The 23,841-nt window shown below is 62.5% G+C and carries 16 protein-coding genes and 1 pseudogene; 11 read left to right on the top strand and 6 right to left on the bottom strand.

Annotation, left to right across the window (positions count from 1 at the left end):
* Positions 1-45 precede the first annotated feature (45 nt).
* Together gatB and QZ571_RS12630 are read left to right on the top strand one after the other, a co-directional pair.
* Positions 46-1,563, top strand: a complete 1,518-nt coding sequence (gatB, locus tag QZ571_RS12635; protein WP_295535338.1) for an Asp-tRNA(Asn)/Glu-tRNA(Gln) amidotransferase subunit GatB — start codon at positions 46-48, stop codon at positions 1,561-1,563.
* 109 nt (positions 1,564-1,672) lie between these two features.
* Complete coding sequence (locus tag QZ571_RS12630; RefSeq protein WP_295535335.1) at positions 1,673-2,644, top strand: DUF808 domain-containing protein; 972 nt, start codon at positions 1,673-1,675, stop codon at positions 2,642-2,644.
* Between the two features lie 110 nt (positions 2,645-2,754).
* Here QZ571_RS12630 and QZ571_RS12625 read toward each other — a convergent pair whose 3' ends face one another.
* From QZ571_RS12625 to QZ571_RS12605, 5 genes are all read right to left on the bottom strand, one after another.
* Complete coding sequence (locus QZ571_RS12625; protein ID WP_295535332.1) at positions 2,755-3,966, bottom strand: M23 family metallopeptidase; 1,212 nt, start codon at positions 3,964-3,966, stop codon at positions 2,755-2,757.
* 63 nt (positions 3,967-4,029) lie between these two features.
* Positions 4,030-4,686, bottom strand: a complete 657-nt coding sequence (locus QZ571_RS12620; protein ID WP_295535330.1) for a protein-L-isoaspartate(D-aspartate) O-methyltransferase — start codon at positions 4,684-4,686, stop codon at positions 4,030-4,032.
* Positions 4,683-5,468: a 5'/3'-nucleotidase SurE gene (gene surE, locus QZ571_RS12615; RefSeq protein WP_295535327.1), complete on the bottom strand. Its 786-nt coding sequence runs from the start codon at positions 5,466-5,468 to the stop codon at positions 4,683-4,685. Before surE ends, QZ571_RS12620 begins: the two co-directional genes overlap by 4 nt.
* Positions 5,469-5,533: 65 nt before the next feature.
* A complete protein-coding gene (locus tag QZ571_RS12610; RefSeq protein WP_295535324.1) occupies positions 5,534-6,196 on the bottom strand; it encodes an SDR family NAD(P)-dependent oxidoreductase in 663 nt (220 codons plus the stop codon).
* 255 nt (positions 6,197-6,451) lie between these two features.
* A complete protein-coding gene (locus QZ571_RS12605; protein ID WP_295535320.1) occupies positions 6,452-9,883 on the bottom strand; it encodes a pyruvate carboxylase in 3,432 nt (1,143 codons plus the stop codon).
* A gap of 162 nt (positions 9,884-10,045) precedes the next feature.
* Here QZ571_RS12605 and QZ571_RS12600 point away from each other — a divergent pair, with 162 nt between their 5' ends.
* Complete coding sequence (locus QZ571_RS12600; protein ID WP_295535317.1) at positions 10,046-11,494, top strand: TrkH family potassium uptake protein; 1,449 nt, start codon at positions 10,046-10,048, stop codon at positions 11,492-11,494.
* Between the two features lies 1 nt (position 11,495).
* On the opposite strand, the gene QZ571_RS12595 is transcribed toward QZ571_RS12600, so the two are convergent.
* On the bottom strand, positions 11,496-13,286 hold the full coding sequence (locus QZ571_RS12595; RefSeq protein ID WP_295535315.1) for a trypsin-like peptidase domain-containing protein: 1,791 nt from the start codon (positions 13,284-13,286) through the stop codon (positions 11,496-11,498).
* A gap of 186 nt (positions 13,287-13,472) precedes the next feature.
* On the opposite strand from QZ571_RS12595, the gene QZ571_RS12590 reads away from it, so the two are divergent.
* The 8 genes and pseudogenes from QZ571_RS12590 to QZ571_RS12555 form a co-directional block, all read left to right on the top strand.
* Positions 13,473-14,435, top strand: a complete 963-nt coding sequence (locus QZ571_RS12590) for a glycine--tRNA ligase subunit alpha (protein ID WP_295535311.1) — start codon at positions 13,473-13,475, stop codon at positions 14,433-14,435.
* Positions 14,432-14,905: a DUF6446 family protein gene (locus QZ571_RS12585; RefSeq protein ID WP_295535310.1), complete on the top strand. Its 474-nt coding sequence runs from the start codon at positions 14,432-14,434 to the stop codon at positions 14,903-14,905. The genes QZ571_RS12590 and QZ571_RS12585 overlap by 4 nt, the downstream gene beginning before the upstream one ends.
* A gap of 1 nt (position 14,906) precedes the next feature.
* Positions 14,907-17,129: a glycine--tRNA ligase subunit beta gene (gene glyS, locus QZ571_RS12580; protein ID WP_295535307.1), complete on the top strand. Its 2,223-nt coding sequence runs from the start codon at positions 14,907-14,909 to the stop codon at positions 17,127-17,129.
* 165 nt (positions 17,130-17,294) lie between these two features.
* Positions 17,295-19,838 carry a putative PEP-binding protein gene (locus QZ571_RS12575; protein WP_295535304.1) on the top strand — a complete coding sequence of 848 codons (2,544 nt, stop codon included), beginning with the start codon at positions 17,295-17,297 and terminating at the stop codon, positions 19,836-19,838.
* Positions 19,839-20,089: 251 nt separating this feature from the next.
* Positions 20,090-20,779, top strand: a complete 690-nt coding sequence (locus tag QZ571_RS12570) for a cell wall hydrolase (RefSeq protein WP_295535300.1) — start codon at positions 20,090-20,092, stop codon at positions 20,777-20,779.
* A 94-nt stretch (positions 20,780-20,873) separates the two neighbouring features.
* Positions 20,874-21,794: a dihydroneopterin aldolase gene (locus QZ571_RS12565; RefSeq protein ID WP_295535297.1), complete on the top strand. Its 921-nt coding sequence runs from the start codon at positions 20,874-20,876 to the stop codon at positions 21,792-21,794.
* A 39-nt stretch (positions 21,795-21,833) separates the two neighbouring features.
* Entirely contained in the window at positions 21,834-22,865 is a 1,032-nt protein-coding gene (gene folP, locus QZ571_RS12560) for a dihydropteroate synthase (RefSeq protein ID WP_295535294.1), read from the top strand.
* Positions 22,862-23,743: pseudogene (locus QZ571_RS12555) on the top strand (phosphoglucosamine mutase); the annotation flags it as partial. The gene folP and the pseudogene QZ571_RS12555, both read left to right, overlap by 4 nt.
* Between the last annotated feature and the right edge of the window lie 98 nt (positions 23,744-23,841).

Below are 23,841 nucleotides of genomic sequence, written 5' to 3'. Positions count from 1 at the left end.
CCCTGTCCTAGAAGGCGCGAGACGCCTTTCAGACAGGATGCGGACATGCTCGACCATCTCGAATTTACCTCGCCCCAACCCAAGGTCATTGCCGGGGCCCAATCGGATTGGGAATTGGTGATCGGGCTTGAGGTTCACGCGCAGGTCGCCTCGAATGCGAAACTGTTCTCGGGTGCCTCGACCACCTTCGGGGCCGAGCCCAATTCCAACGTCGCTTTCGTGGATGCCGCGATGCCCGGCATGTTGCCCGTGATCAACGAATTCTGCGTGGCGCAAGCTGTGCGCACCGGGCTGGGCCTCAAGGCCGAGATCAACCTGACTTCGGCCTTTGATCGCAAGAACTATTTCTACCCCGATCTGCCGCAAGGCTATCAGATCAGCCAGCTCTACCATCCCATCGTGAGCGAGGGCGAAATCATCGTCGATATGGGACCGGGCGTTGCGCGCAAGGTTCGTGTGGAGCGTATCCACCTTGAACAGGATGCGGGCAAATCGATCCACGACATGGATCCGAACATGTCCTTCGTCGATCTCAACCGCACCGGTGTGGCGCTGATGGAAATCGTCAGCCGCCCCGACATCCGTGGCCCCGAAGAGGCCGCCGCCTATGTCGCCAAGCTGCGCCAGATCCTGCGTTACTTAGGCACCTGCGATGGCAACATGCAAAACGGCAACCTGCGCGCCGATGTGAACGTGTCGATCTGCAAACCCGGCGCTTATGAGAAGTATCAGGAAACGCAGGATTTCAGCCATCTCGGCACGCGTTGCGAGATCAAGAACATGAACTCGATGCGCTTTATCCAAGCTGCGATCGAATACGAGGCGCGTCGCCAGATCGCCATCGTCGAAGACGGCGGCACGGTCGTGCAGGAAACCCGCCTCTATGACCCCGACAAGGGCGAAACGCGCTCGATGCGCTCCAAGGAAGAGGCGCATGATTATCGCTACTTCCCGTGCCCTGATCTGCTGCCACTGGAAATCGAACAGGCTTGGGTCGATGATATCGCCGCCTCGATGCCCGAACTGCCCGACGGCAAAAAAGCCCGCTTCGTCAAGGATTTCGCGCTGTCGGAATATGACGCCTCGGTGCTGACGGCAGACGTTGAGAACGCCAACTATTTCGAGGCCGTGGTCGCGCAAGCAGGCGATGGCAAGCTGGCGGCCAACTGGGTCATCAATGAACTGTTCGGCCGTCTGAAAAAGGACGACGCTGAGATCACCGCCAGCCCGGTTTCGCCCGCGCAACTGGGCGCGATTATCAAGCTGATCAAATCCGACAAGATTTCGGGCAAGATCGCCAAAGAGCTGTTCGAGATCGTCTATACCGAAGGCGGCGATCCCGAGAAGATCGTCGAAGAACGCGGCATGATTCAGGTCACCGATACCGGGGCCATCGAGGCGGCGGTCGATGCCGTAATCGCCGCCAACCCCGATCAGGTCGAAAAGGCCCGCGCCAACCCGAAACTCGCGGGCTGGTTTGTGGGGCAGGTGATCAAAGCCTCGGGCGGCAAAGCTAATCCCAAAGCGGTCAACGAGATCGTGGCAGGCAAGCTAGGCCTGTAAGCGCCCTCGCAGGGTGGGCATCAGGGCGCCTTCGGGCGCCCTTTTCGTTTGCCACCTTTGGCACCTCACCCTAGGTTGGCCTACGGGTGAGACGAGTAGGATAATACGTATGAGTGGTTTGCTGGCGCTGTTGGACGATGTGGCGGGGATTGCCAAGATTGCGGCGACCTCGATTGACGATGCGGCGGGCCAAGCGGTGCAGGCGGGGGGCAAGGCGGCAGGGGCGCTGATCGACGACTCCGCCGTCACCCCAAAATATGTCCATGGTTTTGCCCCTGCGCGCGAACTGCCCATCGTGGGAAAAATCGCGCTCGGCTCGATCAAGAACAAACTGGTGTTCCTGTTGCCCGCGGCGCTGCTGCTGTCCTCCTTCGCACCATGGCTGATCACACCGCTCTTGATGCTGGGCGGGTCTTACCTGTGCTTTGAGGGCGCCGAGAAGGTCTATCACATCTTCAAACCGCATGTGCCCGACGCCGAGGGCCATATAGCGGCGCAAACTGCCGATCACTTGGAAGAAGCCCGCGTCAAAGCCGCCGTGAAAACCGATTTCATCCTGTCCGCCGAGATCATGACAATCGGTCTGGCCGCGTTGCCGCCCGCGCAAAATATCTGGATGGAGGCGCTGGCGCTTGCGATCATCGGCATTGGTGTGACTGTTGTGGTCTATGGCAGCGTCGCGCTGATCGTGAAGGCTGACGATGCGGGGCTGTGGCTGTGCAAAAACGGCAAGCTCGCGCCCACCCGCGCGCTGGGTCATGGTGTCGTCAAGCTGATGCCATGGCTGATGACAGTATTGATGACGGTGGGCACGGCCGCGATGATCTGGGTGGGCGGCAATATCGTGCTGCACGGGCTCGCCGAGCTTGGGTTTCACGCGCCCTATGACTGGATCCACCATCAGGCCGAGGCCGCAGCCCATGCCCTTGCCACCGCGCAGGGCTTCGTTACTTGGGCCGTCACGGCATTTTTCGATGGCATCTTCGGGCTTGCGTACGGGCTGGTGTTGATCCCGGTGGTAATGCGGATCATCCAGCCGCTTTACCGTCTGCTGACGGGCAAGAAAAAAACCGCGCACTGATCGCACGCGGCTCTCTCATCTAGCTCTAAAGACGCCGGGGGAGGCTGACAAAGCCGCGGCTTTGGCAGTTGGGGGCAGCGCCCCCCTTCCATCAGTTCAGATAGGGCCCGTCAGTTCAGATAGGGCATCGGATCGATCGACTCGATCCCCTTGCGGACCTCGAAATGCAGATAGCCCGGATCGCCCGGCGCCACCTTGGCAATGGTCTGCCCGCGCTTCACGCTTGCACCTTTTTTCACGCTCAGCCCGGCTACGTTGTAATAGACCGTTACCAGGTTATCGGCATGTTTCAGCGCCAAGAACGACACATTATCAGTGTCTTGCGAGATCAGCAGCACCGTGCCCGCCTCGGCCGCTTTCACCGCCGTGCCGGGGCTTGCGGAAATGTCGATTCCATCATTCTTGCCCTTCTTGAAGGGGCGAATGATCGCGCCAGAGACTGGCATCGTCATCTTGCTACTGCTTGAGGCGGCGGTGCGCTCATTGCTCATATCGGGCACGCTCGATTTATCCACCGGGGCCGAGGCCTTGGGCGGTACGATCTTGGGCAGCGGCTCGGCGGCCGAAGGCGGAACCGGGGTCGGCGAGCCGATACCGGGAACAGTGGTAGAGCTTGCGGTCTCAACCTTGGCCGGTTGACGGTTCGAGGCGACCGGGATCAGCAGATATTGCCCCTCGCGCACGCTGAGATCATTGGGCAGCCCGTTCCATTGCGCCAGTGCCTTGACTGGCACGTTGTAATAGCGCGCGATCGAATAGGCCGTCTCTCCGCGCGCAACCTTGTGGCGGATCGGCTCGGGGCTGGTGGGGGATGTGACCACCGGCTTGGAGGCGACTGGGCGCGCGGTTTGCCCGGCTTGGGATTTGTCGATCGCGTTGGAGGCCAGCGAAGTGATATCAATCGTATCCGCCGTCAGCGCGCTGGGATTGGCGCCAGCACCCATCGGTGTATTGCTTGTCACACCGCCGCCGACGCTGTTGGGCAGGGCCAGAACCTCTCCTGCATTCAGCACCGCGTTGGGGGCAACCGCGTTATAACGCGCCAGTGCCCCGGGATCGGCGCCGATGCGCTGGGCGACCGAGGTCACGGTGTCACCGCGATTGGCGACCACGACCTGATAATTGGGATAGGTGATGATGCCGCGGCTATCGGGGCGCGGGCGATCTTGTACCGCTTGGCGCGCCGCCTCGGTCGTTTCCAGCCCACCCGTGCCAAAGCGGCGCAGGTCCATGTCAAAGCCTTGCTGGTCGCAAGCCGCCAATGTGCCTGCGGCCACGCCTGCCACAAGGATCAGTCGCAACCGGGAGTTTCTCAATACCATCCGCTCGTCCTCACTGTTTGCCGGGCCTCTGGGGGACCCTTGTCACGCTATTGCCCAGGCCCGTCAATCGCTCGCCATCCCCTCAACAAGAGGAACAAAGCGCACCGGGCGCAATTCTTCATAGTCAAACCCGCTCTCAAGGCGTTGCACCCGGATCAGGCTTTGCACCGTATCAGACTGACCCACCGGCAAGACCATGATACCGCCGATCTTGAGCTGGGCCAAGAGTGGGCCGGGCGGGTCTTCGGCGGCAGCGGTCACGATAATTCTATCAAAGGGGGCCTGATCGGGTAAGCCCCGCGATCCATCGCCCGCAATCGTCACGATATTAGGGATCGACAGGGCGGCAAACAGCGCCTCGGAATCGCGCGCCAGACGGCGGTGGCGATCCACTGTATAGACCCGGCGCGCAAGCTGGCTCAGCACGGCGGCCTGATAGCCAGACCCGGTGCCGATTTCCAGCACGGTATCACGTGGCCCGACCTTTAGCGCCTGCGTCATCAGGCCAACAACCGAGGGCTGGCTGATCGTCTGCCCACAAGCGATGGGCAGCGGCATATCCTCATAGGCGCGCTCGGCAAACAGCCCGCGCACAAAACGGCCGCGGTCGATTGTCTCCATCGCACTCAGCGTGCGTGCATCCGTCACGCCCTTAGAACGCAGCGCAAAGAGAAAGCGCATCTTGCGCTCGGCCAGGTTCTCTTGCGCCTCTTTGCTCATCCCAGACGCGCCTCCAGATCGACCAGCACGTCATGGGCGGTCAGATCGGCGCGCATCGGCGTGACCGAGATATAGCCATCCAGATTGGCCGCCGCATCGGTGCCCGGCGCGGTGGGCGTGTGTTGCGGGCCGCCTTTGACCCACAAGAACCGCCGCCCCGAGGGCGCGTGATGGGGCTCAACGCCGAAATAGCAATCCTTGCGAAAGCCTTGCGCGGCGACCTTGTGGCCCCTCACATCAGCGGCCAGCACGGGCGGGAAGTTCACGTTGTAAAACACCCGATAATCGCCATCGTCCCAGACGCCGTTTTCCCACAGCTTGCGCACAAGGCCCGCCCCATGCACCCGCGCCGCCTCGAACATATCGGGGGCGTCGAACACCAGCGGGCCAAGGAATTGCGACAGCGCAATCGCGGGAACGCCTTGCAAAGCGGCCTCCATCGCACCGCCCAACGTGCCGGAATATAAGGCATTATCGGCTGAATTATTGCCCCGGTTCACACCCGACAGCACCAGATCGGGGCGCTGCCCCTCAAGCACATCATAGAGCCCGGCCAACACGCAATCGGCAGGGCTGCCCTCGGTGGCAAAGCGCCGCTCGGCCAGTTTGGAAATCATCATCGGATGGGTATAAGAGATGCAATGGCCGACGCCGGATTGCTCAAAGGCGGGCGCGACTGTCCAGACCTCGCCATCGGGGCCAGCCACCTCGGCGGCGATTTCGGTTAGAACCTGAAGGCCGGGCGCGTCGATCCCGTCGTCATTGGTGATGAGAATGCGCATATGGCCCCCGGTCTGCTGGCATTTGCCCCTGCTTAACGCGGGTGGGCCGCAGGGTAAAGCGGGGCTTACAGGCTTGCCAGAATCCGGCGCGCTTCGGCGTGGCGATCTGCCAGTGCATCGCGGTCTTCGCCGGGGAAGAACCGCGCGCGCAATGCCGTGGCCATCGGGGCGGGGGTTGCGATCATCACCCGCGGCCCGACCTTGACAGTTTCAGCCTGCCAGCTACGCACCATGGCCATTTGCGCCGCCTTCGTTGCGCCGTAAATGCCAAAGAATTTCTGCCCCGCGCGATCATCGTCGAAAAACAGGGCCGTGCCCTTGCGCGCCAGCAAGAGCGGCTCGATCAGCCCGATCAACTGCGCCGTGGCGGTCATATTCACGGCCGTGGAGCGCGACAACTCTTTGGCGTCGATATGGCCAGCAGGGCACAAGGGGGCTGCGTGGATCGCGCAATGCGCCCACAGATCGACCCCGCCCCAGCGCGCCCCAATCGAGCCCGCCAGATGCGCCATCTGATCGGGGTCTGTGACATCCAGCGGCCCCAGCGACGCGGTGCCGCCAAGCGCCTGCACCCGGTCATCCAGCTCTTCGAGCGCGCCCGAAGTGCGTGCCACGGCCATGACGTGATAGCCATCCGCGGCCAGCGCTTCGGCCAAAGCCGCCCCGAGTCCGCGCGACGCGCCGGTGATCAGGGCAAGTTTTTTATCTTGGGTTGTATCGGTGCTCATAGGGCAAGTCTTTGCCACCCTGCGCGCGCCCATGCAAGAGTGCGCAGCCCCCTGCGACGCAATCGCGTGGTGCTTTGCGATTGCAGACAGATCATATCGCCGCCCTGCGCGGCTGTCTTGCCATCGCATTTGCCCGCATATTCCGGGGGAACCTGCGCAGCAGGTGGGGCATGTACGCCATCAACAGAACCTGCCGACACCCGTTGTCCCAGTGGCGGTCTCTGCCCAACCGCAACGGCGGCTGGGCAGACCTCTTTATTCCAGCTCTATCAGCAGGTCCTTGGCGTCGATTTGTGCGCCTTGCGTCACATGCAGCGCCTTGACCGTGGCCTCTCGGTCGGCGTGAATGCCGGTTTCCATCTTCATCGCCTCGATCGTCAGCAGCATATCGCCCGGCTTGACGACCTGGCCCACACTCACCACGACGCTCGCAACCGAGCCGGGCATCGGCGCGCCGATATGGTTGGGGTTGCCGGGATCCGCCTTGGGTTTGGCCGCTGTTGTGGCCTTGACCGCACGGTTGGGCACGCGCACGGCGCGGGGCTGGCCGTTGAGTTCGAAATAGACCTTCACCTCGCCCAATTCATCGGTGTCGCCTTCGGTCAGGTAGCGGATTTCCAGCGTCTTGCCCGGATCAATTTCGGCCGAGATTTCGGTCTGCGGCTCAAGCCCGTAGAAAAACACCGGGGTGGGCAGGGTGCGCACCGGGCCATAGGTGTCATGGCGCGTGGCGTAATCGGTGAAGACCTTGGGATACATCAGATATCCTGCGAGATCTTCGTCATCTATCGTAATGCCAAGCTGCGCGGCCAGATCGGTGCGAGTCTTTTCCAGATCGACGGCGGGCAGGTGTTTGCCGGGGCGCTCGGTCGAGGCGACCTCGCCCTTGAGCACCTTTTTCGAGATCCCTTCGGGCCAGCCGCCGGGGGGTTGGCCCAGATTGCCGCGCATCATGTCGATCACGGAATCGGGGAAGGAGACATCCTTGCCCGGGTTAAGCACGTCTTCCTTGCTCAGCCCTTGCGCCACCATCATCAGCGCCATGTCCCCGACCACTTTGGAACTGGGCGTGACCTTGACGATATCGCCGAAAATCTGGTTGGCGTCGGCATAGGCCTGCGCCACTTCGTGCCAACGTTCTTCCAGCCCCAGCGAGCGCGCCTGACTTTTGAGATTGGTGAACTGGCCGCCGGGCATTTCGTGCAGATAGACCTCTGAGGCCGGGGCTTCGAGGCCAGATTCGAACGCCGCATATTGATGGCGCACGGCTTCCCAATAATTCGACATCCGCCGGATCGCGGCGATATCAAGCCCGGTGTCGCGCTCGGTATGGTCCAAGGCCTCGACGATGGAGCCAAGACAAGGCTGCGAGGTGCCGCCCGAAAACGCATCCATCGCCGCATCGACCGCATCCACGCCCGCATCGGCAGCGGCGAGAACCGTCGCGCCCGCGATGCCAGAGGTGTCATGGGTGTGGAAATGGATCGGCAGGCCGACCTCGTTCTTGAGCGCGGTGATCAACTGGCGCGCGGCAGCGGGTTTCAGCAGGCCTGCCATATCCTTGAGACCAAGCACATGCGCGCCCGCCGCCTCAAGTTCCTTGGCCATGCCGACGTAATATTTCAGGTCGTATTTCGCGCGATCGGGGTCAAGAATATCGCCGGTGTAGCAGATCGTGCCTTCGCAGACCTTGCCGCTTTCAATCACCGCATCCATCGCGACGCGCATGTTTTCGACCCAGTTCAGGCTGTCGAACACGCGGAACACATCCACCCCGGTCGCGGCGGCGCGCTTGACGAAGAACTCCACCACGTTGTCAGGATAATTCGTGTAGCCCACGCCGTTGGAGGCGCGCAGCAGCATCTGCGTCATCACGTTGGGCAGATGGGTGCGAATGTCGCGCAACCGCTGCCAGGGACATTCCTGCAAGAAGCGATAGGCCACATCAAACGTCGCGCCGCCCCAGCATTCCACCGAGAACAGATCGCCCAAGTTGGCGGCATAGGCGGGCGCGGCCTTGATCATATCGATTGAGCGCATCCGCGTCGCCAGCAGCGATTGATGCCCGTCGCGCATCGTGGTGTCCGTCAGCAACAGCTTGCTCTGCGCCTTCATCCAATCCGCGACCGCCTGCGGGCCTTCGGTTTCCAGCAGATTGCGCGTGCCCGGCTGCGGCGCACCCGTGATCGGGGGCAGGCGAGGGGGCTTGGCTTCGGCATGGGGTTTGGCCCGCCCGACGGTCTCGGGATGCCCGTTCACGATGACATCCGCGATATAGGTCAGAATTTTCGTGCCCCGGTCGCGGCGCAGCTTGAAATCAAACAGCGCGGGCGTGGTGTCGATGAACTTCGTCGAATAGCTCATATCCAAGAAGGTCGGATGTTTCAGCAGATTGATGACGAAATCGATATTGGTGGACACGCCGCGAATACGAAACTCGCGCAGGGCGCGGTCCATCCGGCGGATCGTTTGGTCCGGCGTCTGCGCCCAAGCGGTGACCTTGACCAGCAGACTGTCGTAATAGCGTGTGATCACCCCGCCCGCATAGGCGGTGCCGCCATCAAGGCGAATCCCCATGCCGGTCGCGCTGCGATACGCGGTCAGGCGGCCGTAATCGGGAATGAAGTTGTTTTGCGGGTCTTCCGTGGTCACGCGGCATTGCAGCGCATGGCCCGAAAGCTGGATGTCAGATTGCGCGGCGGCTCCGGTGGCCTCGGTCAGGGTCGCACCCTCGGCGATCTTGATCTGGGCCTGCACGATGTCGATCCCGGTCACTTCCTCGGTGACGGTATGTTCGACCTGAACGCGCGGGTTGACCTCGATGAAATAGAACTGGTCGGTGTCCATATCCATCAGGAATTCGACGGTGCCCGCGTTCTGATAGCCCACGGCATTGCCGATTTTCAGCGCCAATGCGCAAACTTCGGCGCGTTGCGCGTCGCTCAGGTACGGGGCAGGGGCGCGCTCCACCACTTTTTGGTTGCGCCGCTGCACGGTGCAATCGCGTTCGAACAGGTGATAAAGGCCACCATGCGTGTCACCCAAAAGCTGCACCTCGACATGGCGCGCACGGATGATCATCTTCTCCAGATAACCCTCGCCGTTGCCAAAGGCGGCCTCGGCCTCGCGACGACCCTCGCGGACCTTTTCGACCAACTCGTCCTCGGACGTGATCGGGCGCATCCCACGCCCGCCGCCACCCCAAGACGCCTTGAGCATCAGCGGATAGCCCACCTCAGCGGCCTCTTTCTTGATCGCGTCGAAATCCTCGCCCAGAACATCGGTCGCGGGGATCACCGGCACGCCCGCCTTGATCGCGACCTGACGCGCAGACGCCTTGTCGCCAAGGGCGCGCATCGTCTCGGCCTTGGGGCCGATGAATGTGATGCCCGCATCGGCGCAAGCTTCTACGAAATCGGGATTTTCCGACAAAAGCCCGTAGCCCGGATGAATCGCATCCGCGCCCGATTCCTTGGCCACGCGAATGATTTCCTCGATGCTGAGATAGGCGCCAACTGGCGACAGCCCCTCGCCGATGCGATAGGCCTCATCCGCCTTGAAACGATGCAGCCCCAACTTGTCCTCTTCGGCATATACGGCAACTGTTTTCTTGCCCAGCTCATTGGCTGCGCGCATTACCCGGATCGCGATTTCGCCGCGATTTGCCACGAGGATCTTGTTGAACATTGCTGTCTCCCGCTCTTTCAAAACCGGCTGAACGGTAGCGTCGCCGCAGCGCAGCGCAAGGCCTATCTGCAAAGCGCGGCAAATTTACAGATCAAACTCAAGGACTTTGCAAACCCCGATTGCGGCTATTGACTAGCCCCGTTAGCTGGGCAAGGTGGGCACATGATCGATCTGCGCCCGGTAGGCTACATCATCGGCATGCTGACATCCGTGCTGGGGCTGACGATGCTGATCCCGGCGGAGGTGGATTGGGGTTATGGATCACCCCATTGGCAGGTATTCGTCGAAAGCGCGATCCTGACGGTCAGTACCGGCTTCGTGCTGTCGCTGGCCTCGCGCGATGCGCTGCGCAGCACTTTGACCATTCAGCAAAGCTTCGTCTTGACCACGGCCGTCTGGCTGACTTTGCCGCTGTTTGGAGCGCTGCCGATGATCTTGGGGGCGCCGCATCTGAACCTGACGGATGCCTATTTCGAGGCGATGTCGGGCCTCACCACCACCGGCACCACCGTGATCCCCCATCTTGATGGCTTGCCCCCGGGTGTGAACCTGTGGCGGGGCTTGCTGCAATGGCTGGGGGGCTTGGGGATTATCATCGTCGCGATGATCTTTCTGCCGGTGATGAAGGTCGGCGGGATGCAGTTTTTCCGCTCGGAAGGCTTTGATACGCTTGGCAAAATTCTGCCGCGCGCGATGGATATCTCAACCGCGTTGATCCGTATTTACGTCGGCCTCACGATTGCCTGCGCGATGACCTATATGGCGCTGGGCATGACCGGGTTTGATGCGGTGATGCATGCGCTCACCACGATGAGCACGGGCGGGTTTTCCAATTACGACGCCTCTTTTGCGACCTATAAGGGCGCACCGGAATATGCCTCCTCAGTGTATATGGCGCTCGCCGCGATGCCGTTTATCCGCTTTGTGCAGATGACGCAGGGCAATGTCGTGCCACTCTGGCGCGACCCGCAGGTGCGCGCGTTCCTGCGATGGATGGGCTATGCGATTGCGGTGATCGTGATCTACCGGATGATCCGCCACGAGACTTCGTTCTGGCCGACCCTGCGCGAGGTGACATTCAACGTCGTCTCGACCTTTACCGGTACTGGCTACGCGTCCGAAGACATCACCCAATGGGGCCATCTCGCCTTTACCGTTCTTATCATTTCGGGGCTGATCGGGGGCTGCACGTCCTCAACCGCCTGCTCGGTCAAAGTGTTTCGCTACCTGATCTTGTTCGAGGCGATCAAGGTGCAAATCCAGCGGCTTTATTCACCCCATCGCCTGCTGCGCGTGCAATATGACCGGCAGGCCGTTGAGGACGGAGTCGTCAACTCGGTCGTGGCGTTCTTTTCGCTGTTCATCTTGACCTTCGGGGTGCTGATCATCGCGCTGACCTTCACCGGGCTTGAGACCGAAACCGCGATGACCGCCGCCTGGACCTCGATCGCCAATATCGGCCCGGCTTGGGGCCCCGAGATAACGGCCAATGGCTCGGTCGCGGATTTCCCGGCCAGTGCGAAATGGCTGATGAGCGGGGCGATGTGCATCGGGCGGCTCGAATTGATGAGCGTGCTCGTGCTGTTCCTTCCCCGCTTCTGGCGCGCCTAGATCACTTCCAGCACGACACCCGCACCACCATCCGATCGGCGATCTGCTGCAGGTCTTCGGCTGCGCGCGGGCCGGAAAAACTGGCCGCCTCGGGGGGGAAGCCGTTTTGCGACAGCGCCGGGGCCATCGCCTGCGCCTGCAGCGCGGCATGCAAGCCATCGGGCAACATCCGGCCGGCATCCTGCGCGGGGGGCAGCAACATCCCCATCACCGCGCCCGTGCCATCCAGTATCGGCCCGCCGACATCGCCTGCGCGCGTTTTGGCCTCGATGCGGGCCTGATCGGTCTCGCCCGCCAGCCCCTTGAGCGCGGACAGCGTGCCAAAGTTCAACACCGGCGCGGGCAGAGCTTCGGGGTAAGAGAATCCCGCCACGGTGATTTGCGCGCCTGCAAGCGGGGATTGGGTGCTGAATTGCGCAAACCCTTTGGGGGCAAGCGGCGCGCTGGGTTGCAACACGGCAAACCCCATCTGCGCGTCGTTGAACGCCAGATCGGCGGGATGCGCATCGACGGTGATGCGCCCGCATTGCGCCAGCCCCTGCGCCGCCGTCAGAACCGAGCCCTTGGCATCAATGTAAAACCCCGAGCGCGAAAACACCGGCGTGCGTTTCTCAATCCCCGCCATCAGGGCTGCGCGCGTGACCGACATCGGCTGGCCCAGCGTGGCATCCAGCGCGGCGGTGCCAATCGGCTTGAAGCTGGATTTCATCGCCTCCAGCACCCGGCCCATGCGCTTGGCATCACCTGCAGGCCAGACCAGCACAAAGCCCTTGATCAGCCCCTTGGACAGCGTGGCCTGCGTATAAGACTGGATTTCGCTGTTGCCGCCCTCAATGGTGAAACCATTGTTGCGCAGGGTGCGATCCCCGGAAACCGGCACGATTTCAAGCGTTTGCATCGCATCATACAGACCGCGCAACCGCGCCGCATCGCCCGGCTGCGAGATCAGCAAGACCTGCACGCCGCTATCGTTTTTGGGCGCGTAATTCACGAAAGGCGTGTTGTAGCGCGCGAATTGCACCAGCCCCAACGGCAGCTCTATTGAGATCCCGGCCTCGGTCTCATCGACCGTTTGCAGCCCCAACGCGGCGCGTGATGCCGCCACCCGGTCGAGCAATTCCATCTGCTGCGCCGAAGAGAGAACCCCCGTCGGCTCAAAGCCGTTTTTCATCTGCCAATCGGCGATTGAGCTGCGCGTGCCCGGCCCGAACAACCCGTCAATCGCGCCTTGATAGCTGCCTTCCCAATCCAGCGCGGCCTGAATGTCGCGGCGCTGATCGCGGCTCAGCGCGCTTTCAAGACGGCGAGAATCTGCCAATGTTTCAGGTGCGGGCTGCGCGGGCGTTGCGGGCTCAGCCGCAGGGGGGGCGGGGACTTCAGTCGCGCCAAGGGCAGGGGCGGTGTCGGGCAGGGGCTGGGTCTCGACTGGCCTGATCGGCGCGCCGCTCAGGCTTGCCCCAATCGGCCAAAACTGCTGTGTGAACTGCCCGCCATCGGCCACGAAACTGTCGCGCGGGATCAACCCGTCCTGACGCAGCGCGCGGCGGCGATCATCGGCCGTTTGCTCATCCGCGAACGGCCCCAGCGCAATCGCATACCAGCCCGATTTCAAACGAAAGCCCGAGGCATCCGGAAACATCCCCGCCCAGTCGCGCGCGCGTTCCTCTGCTTGTGCGAGCGAAGATTTCGCCTCGATCTGCACCCAAGCCTGCGCCCATGCGCTGCCGGTCCAGACCATCGCCGTCAAACTCGCCCCGACAATGACCGAAATCGCTTTGTGAACCTTGCGCATACCCACCCCTTTTTATCGTCTTGTCGCGCAACGTATCGAAACCGCGCGCAAGGTCACCCCCTCGAGTGGCAGGAAATCGGCGGATGTGGGGCTTGGGCCGCAGATCGCCATGCAGATCGGGCTTGCGAGGCGTTGACGCCCACGCCCCCCTTGCCTAGGAAGAAGGCGCTTTATTCGAGGTGAGACATGGCCAATCCCGACGCCCCCCAAAACGCCCCCCAGAGCGCGCCGAGATCGTTTCAGGAGATTATCCTGCGATTGATGAGCTATTGGGCCTCCAAGGGCTGCGCGGTGTTGCAGCCCTATGACATGGAAGTCGGCGCGGGCACGTTCCACCCGGCCACGACGCTGCGCGCACTGGGCGATAAGCCGTGGGCTGCGGCCTATGTCCAACCCTCGCGCCGCCCTACCGACGGGCGCTACGGCGAGAACCCCAACCGTCTGCAGCACTACTACCAGTATCAAGTGCTGATCAAACCCAGCCCGCCCGATCTGCAAGATCTCTATCTCGGTTCGCTGGCCGCCATCGGGATTGATCTGGACTTGCACGACATCCGCTTTGTCGAGGATGACTGGGAAAGCCCCACTTTGGGCGCTTGGGGGCTTGGCTGGGAAGTCTGGTGCGACGGCATGGAAGTGTCGCAATTCACTTATTTCCAACAGGTCGGCGGGCATGATTGCAAACCCGTCGCGGGCGAGCTGACCTACGGGCTTGAGCGTCTGGCAATGTATGTGCTGGGCATCGATCACGTGATGGACATGCCCTATAACGACCCCTCCGCGCCCATCGCGCTGAAATATGGCGATGTGTTCCGCCAGACCGAGCAGGAATATTCGCGCTGGAATTTCGACGTGGCCGATACCGACACGCTGTTGCGCCATTTCGAGGATGCCGAGGCCGAATGTGGCCGCATCCTTGCCAGTGACGATACCGACGATGCGGGCCGCAAGATCATCATGGCGCACCCGGCCTATGATCAATGCATCAAGGCGAGCCACCTGTTCAACCTGCTCGATGCGCGCGGCGTGATCTCGGTCACCGAACGCCAGGCCTATATCGGGCGTGTGCGCGCGCTCGCCAAAGTCTGCGCCGATGCCTTTGTGCGTACCGAAGCGGGCGGGGCGCAACCGAACGGGGCCGCAGCGTGAATGGCAAATATATCGGGGGCGGCATCGTGCTGATCGCGCTGGCCTTTGGCGCGGGCGTCTATTACGCGCAGGAATATGGCTATTATCAGACCGTCTCGGCTACGGCTCCGGGTGCTGCGATTACGCTGGCCGAGCTTGGCGGCACGCTCGACCCGCTGGATGTTGCGGGTTATCAGGGCATTGACGCCGACAGCTCGCCACTGCGCTACCGCGCCTGTTTCCGCACCGATCTGTCGCTGCCCACGGCCACCGAAACCTTTCAGGTCTACGACAAACCCACGCCGCTGATCGGGCCAAGATGGTTCGACTGCTTTGATGCCAAACGCATCGGCGCCGATCTTGAAGCCGGGCGCGCCGTGGCCTTCCTGTCTCAGCACGACATTCACCCCGGCGTTGATCGCGTCGTGGCAATCTATCCCGACGGTCAGGCCTATGTCTGGCACCAATTGAATTCCGAAGCGGAGAAGTGACATGCCCGATCTCTTGATTGAACTGTTCTCCGAGGAAATCCCGGCCCGGATGCAGCCGCGCGCGCGCGCCGATCTGCAAAAGCTGATCACCGATGGCGTGGTCGAGGCCGGGCTGACCTACGCCCATGCGGGCGCGTTTTCCACGCCGCGCCGTCTGGTGCTGGCGATTGAGGGGCTGACCGCCAACTCGCCCACCCTGCGCGAAGAACGCAAAGGCCCGCGCACCGATGCCCCCGAAAAGGCGCTCGACGGATTTTTGCGCGCCACCGGTCTTTCGAAGGACCAACTGGAAATCCGCGACGACAAAAAAGGGCAAGTCTACTTCGCGACCATCGAACGCCCCGGCCGCCCCGCGACCGAGATCGTGGCCGAGGTGCTCGAACACACGATCCGCAACTTCCCCTGGCCGAAATCCATGCGCTGGGGCGCGGGCAGCTTGCGCTGGGTGCGCCCGCTGCATTCGATCCTCGCGATCCTGTCCGATGAGGCCGGGGCCACCATCGTCCCGCTTGATGTCGATGGCATCATCGCGGGCGACAGCACGCGCGGGCACCGCTTCATGGCCCCCGATGCGTTTTCGGTCGGCGGGTTTGAAAGCTACGCGCGCCAGCTCAAGGCGGCCAAGGTCGTGCTCGATTCCGAGAGCCGCGCCGCCACGATCTGGCACGATGCTCAGCAAATGGCTTTTGCCAAGGGCTGGGACGTCGTTGAAGACAAAGGCCTTCTGGCCGAGGTCGCCGGGCTGGTCGAATGGCCCTTGACGCTGATGGGGCAGATCGACGATGAATTCCTCGACCTGCCGCCCGAGGTGCTGCAAACCTCGATGAAAGAGCATCAGAAATTCTTCTCGGTGAAAAACCCGAAAACCGGCCGGATCGAGGGTTTCGTGACCGTGGCCAACCGCGAAACCGCCGACCACGGCGCGACCATCCTTGCGGGCAACCAAAAGGTGCTCTCGGCGCGTCTGTCGGATGCCAAGTTCTTCTGGGAAAACGATCAGCGCACGATCAAAACCCACGGGCTTGAGGGCATGGCCGCGGGTCTGGATGCCGTGACATTCCACAACAAGCTGGGCTCTCAGGGCGAGCGCATCCGCCGCATCGAGTCACTGGCGCGCGAAATCGCCCCGCTGGTGGGCGCCAGCCCCGACCTCGCCTCCGAGGCAGCCCGCGTTGCCAAAGCCGATCTAAGGTCGGAAATGGTCTATGAATTCCCCGAATTGCAGGGGGTGATGGGCCGATATTATGCAAAAAGTGCTAGTCTCGATGATCGCGTGGCCGACGCCGTGCGCGACCATTACGCGCCGCTTGGCCCGTCCGACGCCGTGCCCAGCGAGCCCGTCTCGGTCGCCGTCGCCCTTGCCGACAAGATCGACACGCTGACCGGTTTCTGGGCGATTGACGAGAAACCCACAGGGTCGAAAGACCCCTTTGCGCTGCGCCGCGCTGCGCTTGGGGTGATCCGGTTGGTGCTGGAGAATGGACTGAGAGTGGGGCTGTTCAGCGTGCTTCTACGGAGCATGGAAAATGTGGATAAGAGTCTTCGAGACAAATCTAACGCAGCGCTTCAGGAATGGTTGTCCAGTGTAAGCAAAGGTGCAGATCCTAGTGAGTTCTCTTCGTCGCCGGAACTCGAAAACCTATTGGCAACGGACGATAGTTCTGTGCTTGCCAACCTCCTCTCCTTCTTCCACGACCGCCTTAAAGTCTTCCTCAAAGACCAAGGCATCCGCCACGACGTGATCGACGCTGTGCTCGAACCTGTTGAGTCTGCGGCGGCAAGCGCCGCGGGGCCCGGCAGCGACGACCTGACCCTCGTCGTGAAACGCGCACAGGCTCTGTCGCAAACCCTCAAGACCGAGGATGGCGCGAACCTGATCCAAGGGTTTAAGCGGGCCAATAACATCCTCACCCAAGCCGAGGAAAAAGACGGGGTCGAATATTCCTTCGGCGCGGATGTGAAATTCGCCGAAACGCCCGAGGAAAAAGCCCTCTTCGCCGCGCTCGACGCCGCCGAGGCACAGATCGCCCCGGCGATGGAGTCCGAAGATTTCGCCACCGCAATGGCCGCAATGGCCGATCTGCGCAGCCCCATTGATGCGTTTTTCGAGGCGGTGCAAATCAATACCGACAGCGAAGTGATCCGGCGCAACCGTCTCAACCTGCTCTCGCGCATCCGCCAAATCTGCCTCAGCGTGGCCGACCTCACCCGAATCGAGGGCTAAGCCCTTTCATCTGGCCAAAAATACTCCCGCCGGAGGCTCCCGACCGCGGCCCCTGTCCCAGCGTCGCGACAGGGCGCACGGGTAACGCTGCGTCGTTTCTCGTGACGGCGCACTTGCGAGTGCGCAAAATCGCCCTATTCTGCCTGAGTGGAGATTTATGCTGCAATGCAGAAACTGTTTGAAATCGCTGACTTTGTCACCCTGACGCCCTCGGCTTCGGTCGGGACGGCGACTCATGGCTGGCGTGCGAAATGCCTGCAACGGCTGATCCGGCTGGATTTGCCGGTGCCCACAACCGTGTCGCTGCCCGCCCAAACCGTGCGCGCTATCGCCGCAGGGCAAAGCATCGACACCGTCGCGCTGGTCAAGGAATTCGGCCCGCATATGCTGGTTTCGGTGCGCTCAAGCCCGGAAAACCCCGAATGGGGCGGGCCGGGCACGGTGCTCAATGTCGGTATGAACGACGATATGCACGCGCATCTCTCCAACACCCACGGCTCCGAGGCGGCGGATGCGCTCTATCTGCGCTTCGTGCAGCTATATGCGATCCATGTCGCGCGTCTCGATCCGGATATGTTTCAGCAGGATTCGGGGCCGGGCGCGCTAGACCTCGCGCTTGACGCCTTTGAGGAAGAGACGGACGAGCGTTTCCCGCAATCGCCTGCGCGTCAATTGGGTGAGGTGCTGCGTTCGATGGCGCGTGCTTGGGAAGGCACGACCGCGCGGCTGCTGCGTCAGGCCAAGGGAGCGCCACCTGATGCCGCCCTCGGGCTGTTGGTGCAGGAAATGGCGCTGGGGATCGGGCCGGGGCTGTCGGGCTCGGGCACCATCCAATTCGTCGATCCGGTGACAGGCGCGACGCAGGTCACGGGTCGGTTTCGCGGCCAAAGCCAAGGTCGCAAAGCTGCGATCGAGGCGCTGTATCTGACACGCGATCCGCGCGGAGCCTCGCTGCAAGAGGCCGACCAGCGCGTCTTTGACCAGCTCTGTGAATATGGCGCGGCGTGTCGGGTAAAACTGCGCGAAGAGATGCAGCTCGAATTCACCGTTGAATCGGGTCAGGTCCATGTGATTGATGCGGTGCGCGTACCGCGCTCGTCGCGCGCCACGGTGCGCATCGCGGTCGCGCTGGCCGAGGATAAGGTGATTTCGCGCGAGGATGCGCTGCTGCGCGTCGAACCCCGCGCGATCACGGAATTGCTGCATTATCAGGTCGATCCGCGCGCGCCCCGTGATGTGCTGGCGCGCGGCATTGCGGCCTCACCGGGGGCGGCAACGGGCAAGATCGTGTTCACGGCCGCCGCCGCGCAGGCCGCCGCCGCGCGCGACGAACCCTGCATTCTGGTGCGCCGCGAAACCTCGCCCGAGGATATTCGCGGCATGCATGCCGCCGTGGCGGTGCTGACCGAACGCGGTGGCATGACCAGCCACGCGGCGGTGATCGCGCGCGGTCTGGGTTTGCCCTGTATCGTGGGCTGTTCCGAGATCGAACTGAACGCCCGCGAGCGCCAGTTTCGCGGCCCCAAGGGGCGGATTTTCCGCGAGGGCGATATCGTCACGCTGGATGGCACCAATGGCGAGGTTCTGGTGGGCAGCGCCGAGATGCTGGCGCCTGCGCTGGATGACGGGTTTCGCACGTTGCTGCACTGGGCCGATCTGGTGCGCGATATCGGGATTCGCGCCAATGCCGACACGCCCGATGATGCGCGCACCGCGCTGATGTTTGAGGCCGACGGGATCGGTCTGTGCCGCACCGAGCATATGTTTTTCGACGAAGATCGCCTGACCGTCATGCGCGAAATGATCTTTGCCGACAGCCCCGAGGATCGTCGCGCTTCGCTGGAACGGCTGCTACCGATGCAGCGCGCCGATTTCCTGACCCTGTTTGAGTTGATGAAGGGCCAGCCGGTCTGCATCCGTCTGTTCGACCCGCCCTTGCACGAATTCCTGCCCCATGATCGCGAGGGGATGCGCGAATTGGCCGAGGCGTTGGATCGTCCGCTATCGGACGTGATGCGCCGCTGTGAGGCGCTGAGCGAGTTCAACCCGATGCTGGGGATGCGCGGCGTGCGTCTGGGCATCACCGTGCCCGAAATTTACGACATGCAGGCGCGCGCGATCTTTGAAGCGACGGTCGAGGCCAAACGGCGCGGTGCGGAAATCGTGCCCGATATCATGATCCCGCTGGTCTCGGCCTCGCGCGAGGTCGAGCTCGTGAAGACCCGCATCGATGCCGTCGCCGCCACCGTGCGCAATGAGACGAAATCGTCCTTCACCTTCCGCCTTGGCGTGATGGTGGAAACCCCCCGTGCGGCTTTGCGTGCCGGGGAGATCGCTGAACACGCGGCCTTCTTGTCCTTTGGCACCAATGACTTGACACAAATGACTTATGGGCTGTCGCGCGACGATGCGGGGCGGTTCATGTCCACCTACGTCAATCAGCAGGTCTATGAAGAAGACCCGTTCCACATTCTTGATGTCGAGGGCGTGGGCGAGCTGTTGTTGATGGGAGCGGCGCGGGGGCGTGGGGCGCGCCCGGACATCACGATCTCGGTCTGTGGCGAGCATGGCGGCAACCCCGAATCAATCGCGTTTTGTCGCGCCGCCGGGTTCGATTATGTGTCCTGTTCACCGTTTCGTGTGCCCGTTGCGCGTTTAGCCGCAGCGCATTTCGCACTTTTGGCTCCGCGCGGGCGCAGCACGCCTTGACGGGCGCGTAAATGGGCAAGATTTCGCGCAGTTTAGCGTTTATCCATTGGCAAATCCCCGCAGTTCGGTTTATCCGATTCTTTAAGGGACAGCGCGGAACTTAGCGCATCAACATGGCAAGAATCCGCCGCGAATCCTGTGGGGTTTAGGGCACGGTTCCATGTTTTCTGGACTTTTTTGACAGCTGACGTTAAGTGAGCGCGGTCACGCCCTTGGGGGGATGTGGCGATTGTCCTTATCGGAAGATAAACATGTCAGTGCTGAAAAGCTGGACGGGGGGCGCTGTTGTCCTCCTGGCCCTCGCCGGAGGCTTGCGTGCCGAAGTAACGGTGAGCCAGTCCAACGACCCGACCGAAGTGGCCGAACAAGGCCTTATGTCTGTTCTGTGGCAGGAACGCTCGGCGATGAGCGTGATCGACAAGCGTCGGGTGACCGCGCTCTCGATGGCGCCCGCCCATTCCAAAAAGATCGCAACCAAAGGCGTCATGCCCAAGATGCTGTCCGCGACCTGGCTTGCGCAGCAACCCAAGGCGACCGGCGGTGAGCAGTTCGAATGCCTTTCCAAGGCACTGTATTTCGAAGCGCGCGGTGAAGGTGTGAAGGGTCAGCAGGCGGTGGCCGAAGTGATCTTGAACCGGGTCGATGACCCGCGCTTCCCCGGCTCGATCTGCGGTGTTGTGCATCAGTCCAATTCGCGCGGCTGCCAGTTCAGCTGGTATTGCGATGGCCGCGCCGATGCCGTGCACAATAAAGGCGCGTTTGCACGGGTGGCCAAGGTCGCGCGCGCGATGATCGACGGTGCGCCGCGCAGCCTGACCGATGGGGCGACCTATTTCCACACCCGCAACAGCTATCCGCGCTGGTCGCGTGTCTTCGATAAGACGGCGGCAATCGGGCATCACCTGTTTTACGCCGATCCGATCCGTACCGCCTCGAATTGAGGTCGCGGATCGCGCGTGAAATGACGGATGAGGGTGGGCTTTGTCCCGCCCTTTTTCTATGCTTGTTCAAATGACGCAATTCCCGGAGGGGGCCATGAGTTCCGATATCACTTTGGCTTTTGCCCATCCCGAGGCGCGCGCGGCCGCGTCTGCTCCCACCGATCCGCGCGACCGAATTTCGTTGCGCGATCATGTGGTTGAGGCCGATATCGGCGCGTTCCAGCAAGAGCGCGGACAAACGCAACGTCTGCAATTTAATGTGGTGGTCGAGGTGCGCCCGGCCCCCGAGCCCCTTGAAGACGATGTCGATCGCATCCTGTCCTATGATCGCATCACCGAGGCCATCGCCGCCGAATTGGCCGAGGAACGGGTGAATCTGCTGGAAACCCTCGCGGCGCGCGTCGCCGAGCGTGTGCTGGCCGCGCCGCAAGCGATGCGGGTCTTCGTGCGTATCGAAAAGCTTGATCGCGGGCCGGGGGCTTTGGGCGTGGAAATCGTGCGCTCGCGCGCCGTGGCTCCAACCAAGGGTCTGCGCGCCGATGGCGGAGAAGAGCCGCTGCACCCGGTCGTCGCTTATCTCTCCAACGCCGCGATTGACGCCCCCGATCTGGGCGCGCGTCTGGATGCGCTGCAAAAGGCGGGCGCGCCGGTGATTTTGGCCGTCGGCCTGCCGGACGGGCCCGTCGTGCAAAGCGGGCAGGGCCCGACCCAGCGCCGCATCGACCTGCTCGCGATTGAACAAAACGCCTGGCGCTTGGCGGCGCGCGATCCGCGTTGCGTTGTGGTCGCCACACGCACCGAGATCGACTGGGCGATGCGCCACGGGCAGATGGTGGTCTGGGCACCCTCGAAAATCGTGCTTGATGCCGTCGATGGCCCAAGCGCGCCTGCCCATAATGCGGTGGCGCTGACGCTGTGGCTGGCCGAGCATCTGGCCGCCGCGCGCCTTGAGCTTCACGGAGATATTTCAGCCCCGGCGGGAAGCCGCGTGCCAATCACGCGAGCATCGCTTTGAATGGCTTGAAAAAGGCGCGCCGATAAGGTGAATGGGCGCATGGAAAAGACTTATTACCGCCCGCTTCTGCGTCTTGATACCGCGCGTCCCGACAGCGCCCTGACATTGGCCGCAGGTTGGTGCTGGTTCGACGAGGTCGAACTGATCCGGCGCGACGCCGAGCCCGAGATCATCCCCGCCAGCCATCTGCCCGAAGATATCATGCTGCGCCTGTGCACCGCGCGCGCGCCGGTCGCCGGGCTGCGCATGGATGCGCCCCGGATCATGGGGATCTTGAACGTCACGCCCGACAGTTTCTCGGATGGCGGGCAATATGATCTTGAAGATGCCGCCATCGCGCGCGCGCTTGAGCTGCGCGAGGCGGGCGCGGATATTCTGGATATTGGCGGCGAATCGACCCGCCCCGGTGCCAACGAAGTATCCGAGGATGAAGAGATTGCACGCACCGCCCCGGTGATTGCCGCGCTGCGCGAGGTGGACTTTGATACGCCAATCTCGATTGATACGCGCAAGGCGCTTGTGGCCGATCAGGCGCTGGAATCGGGCGCGGATATGCTTAACGATGTCTCCGCGCTGGAATTTGATCCCGCGATGGTCGAAGTGGCGCAGGTGTCCGGTGTGCCGATCTGCCTGATGCATGCGCAGGGCCTGCCCGAGGATATGCAAGACGATCCGCGCTATTCTGACGTGCTGCTCGATGTTTATGACTACCTTGAGGATCGCATCGCGCTGGCCGAGGCGCATGGCGTGGATCGCGCCGCTATCATCGCCGATCCCGGCATCGGATTTGGCAAAACGTTGCAGCACAATCTGGCGCTGATCCGGGGGCTGAGCCTGTTTCACGGGCTTGGGTGTTCGCTGCTGCTTGGGGCGTCGCGCAAACGCTTTATCGGCACCATCGGGCGGGCCGAAGATGCCCAGGCCCGAATGCCGGGCTCGCTGGCGGTGACACTGGCGGGGCTGGGGCAGGGCGTGCAGATTCACCGCGTCCACGATGTCGCGGAAATCGCTCAAGGGGTCCGGCTTTGGGACGCGATAACAAGAGGATACCACGAGGAGGGCGGGCAATGAGCAGAAAGCTTTTTGGCACGGACGGTGTGCGCGGTCAGGCCAATTCGGGTCACATGACGGCCGAAGTCGCGCTCAAGCTTGGCGCGGCGGCGGGGCGGTATTTTCGCCGCGACAACTCGCGCGGGCATCGCGTCGTGATCGGCAAGGACACCCGCCTGTCGGGCTATATGTTTGAGAATGCGTTGACGGCGGGGCTGACCTCAACGGGGATGAACGTGCTGCTGCTGGGCCCGGTGCCAACACCCGCCGTGGGCTATTTGACCCGTTCGATGCGGGCCGATTTGGGGATCATGATTTCCGCCAGTCACAACCCAGCAAAAGACAATGGAATCAAGTTCTTCGGTCCGGATGGCTTTAAGCTGTCCGATGCCGCCGAGGCCGAGATCGAGGCGATGCTGGATCAAGAGATCCGCCTTGCCCAGCCCGAAAACATCGGTCGCGCCAAGCGCATCGATGACGGTCTGGGCCGCTATGTCGAATATGCCAAAACGACCTTTCCCAAGGGCGGGCGTCAGGGGCTAAAAGTGGTGGTCGATTGCGCCAATGGCGCCGCCTATCGCGCCGCTCCCGCCGTGTTGTGGGAGCTGGGCTGCGAGGTGATCCCGGTCGGCGTCTCTCCGGATGGGCGCAATATCAACGAGAATTGCGGCTCGACCCACACCCAGACCTGCGCCGAGGCGGTGGTTGCGCATGGGGCCGATCTTGGGATTTCGCTGGATGGCGACGCGGATCGGGTGATGATCATCGACGAGACCGGCCATGTCGCGGATGGCGATCAGATCATGGCGCTATTCGCCGCACGCTGGGCCGAAAGCGGCCAGTTGCGCGGGGGCGCGTTGGTGGCGACCGTGATGCGCAATACTGGGCTGGGGCGGTTCTAGTCGGGGGCTGGGTTGTCGGCGGAACGGCCCAAGGTGCGCGAGCGCCACGCGGCTGGGCAGGTGCGTCCGGGGCGGGTGCAGTTGGGGCGCGGGCG

Source organism: uncultured Thioclava sp., from assembly GCF_913064665.1.
Classification (GTDB): domain Bacteria; phylum Pseudomonadota; class Alphaproteobacteria; order Rhodobacterales; family Rhodobacteraceae; genus Thioclava; species Thioclava arctica.
This window is presented reverse-complemented; position numbering and strand designations above follow the sequence as displayed.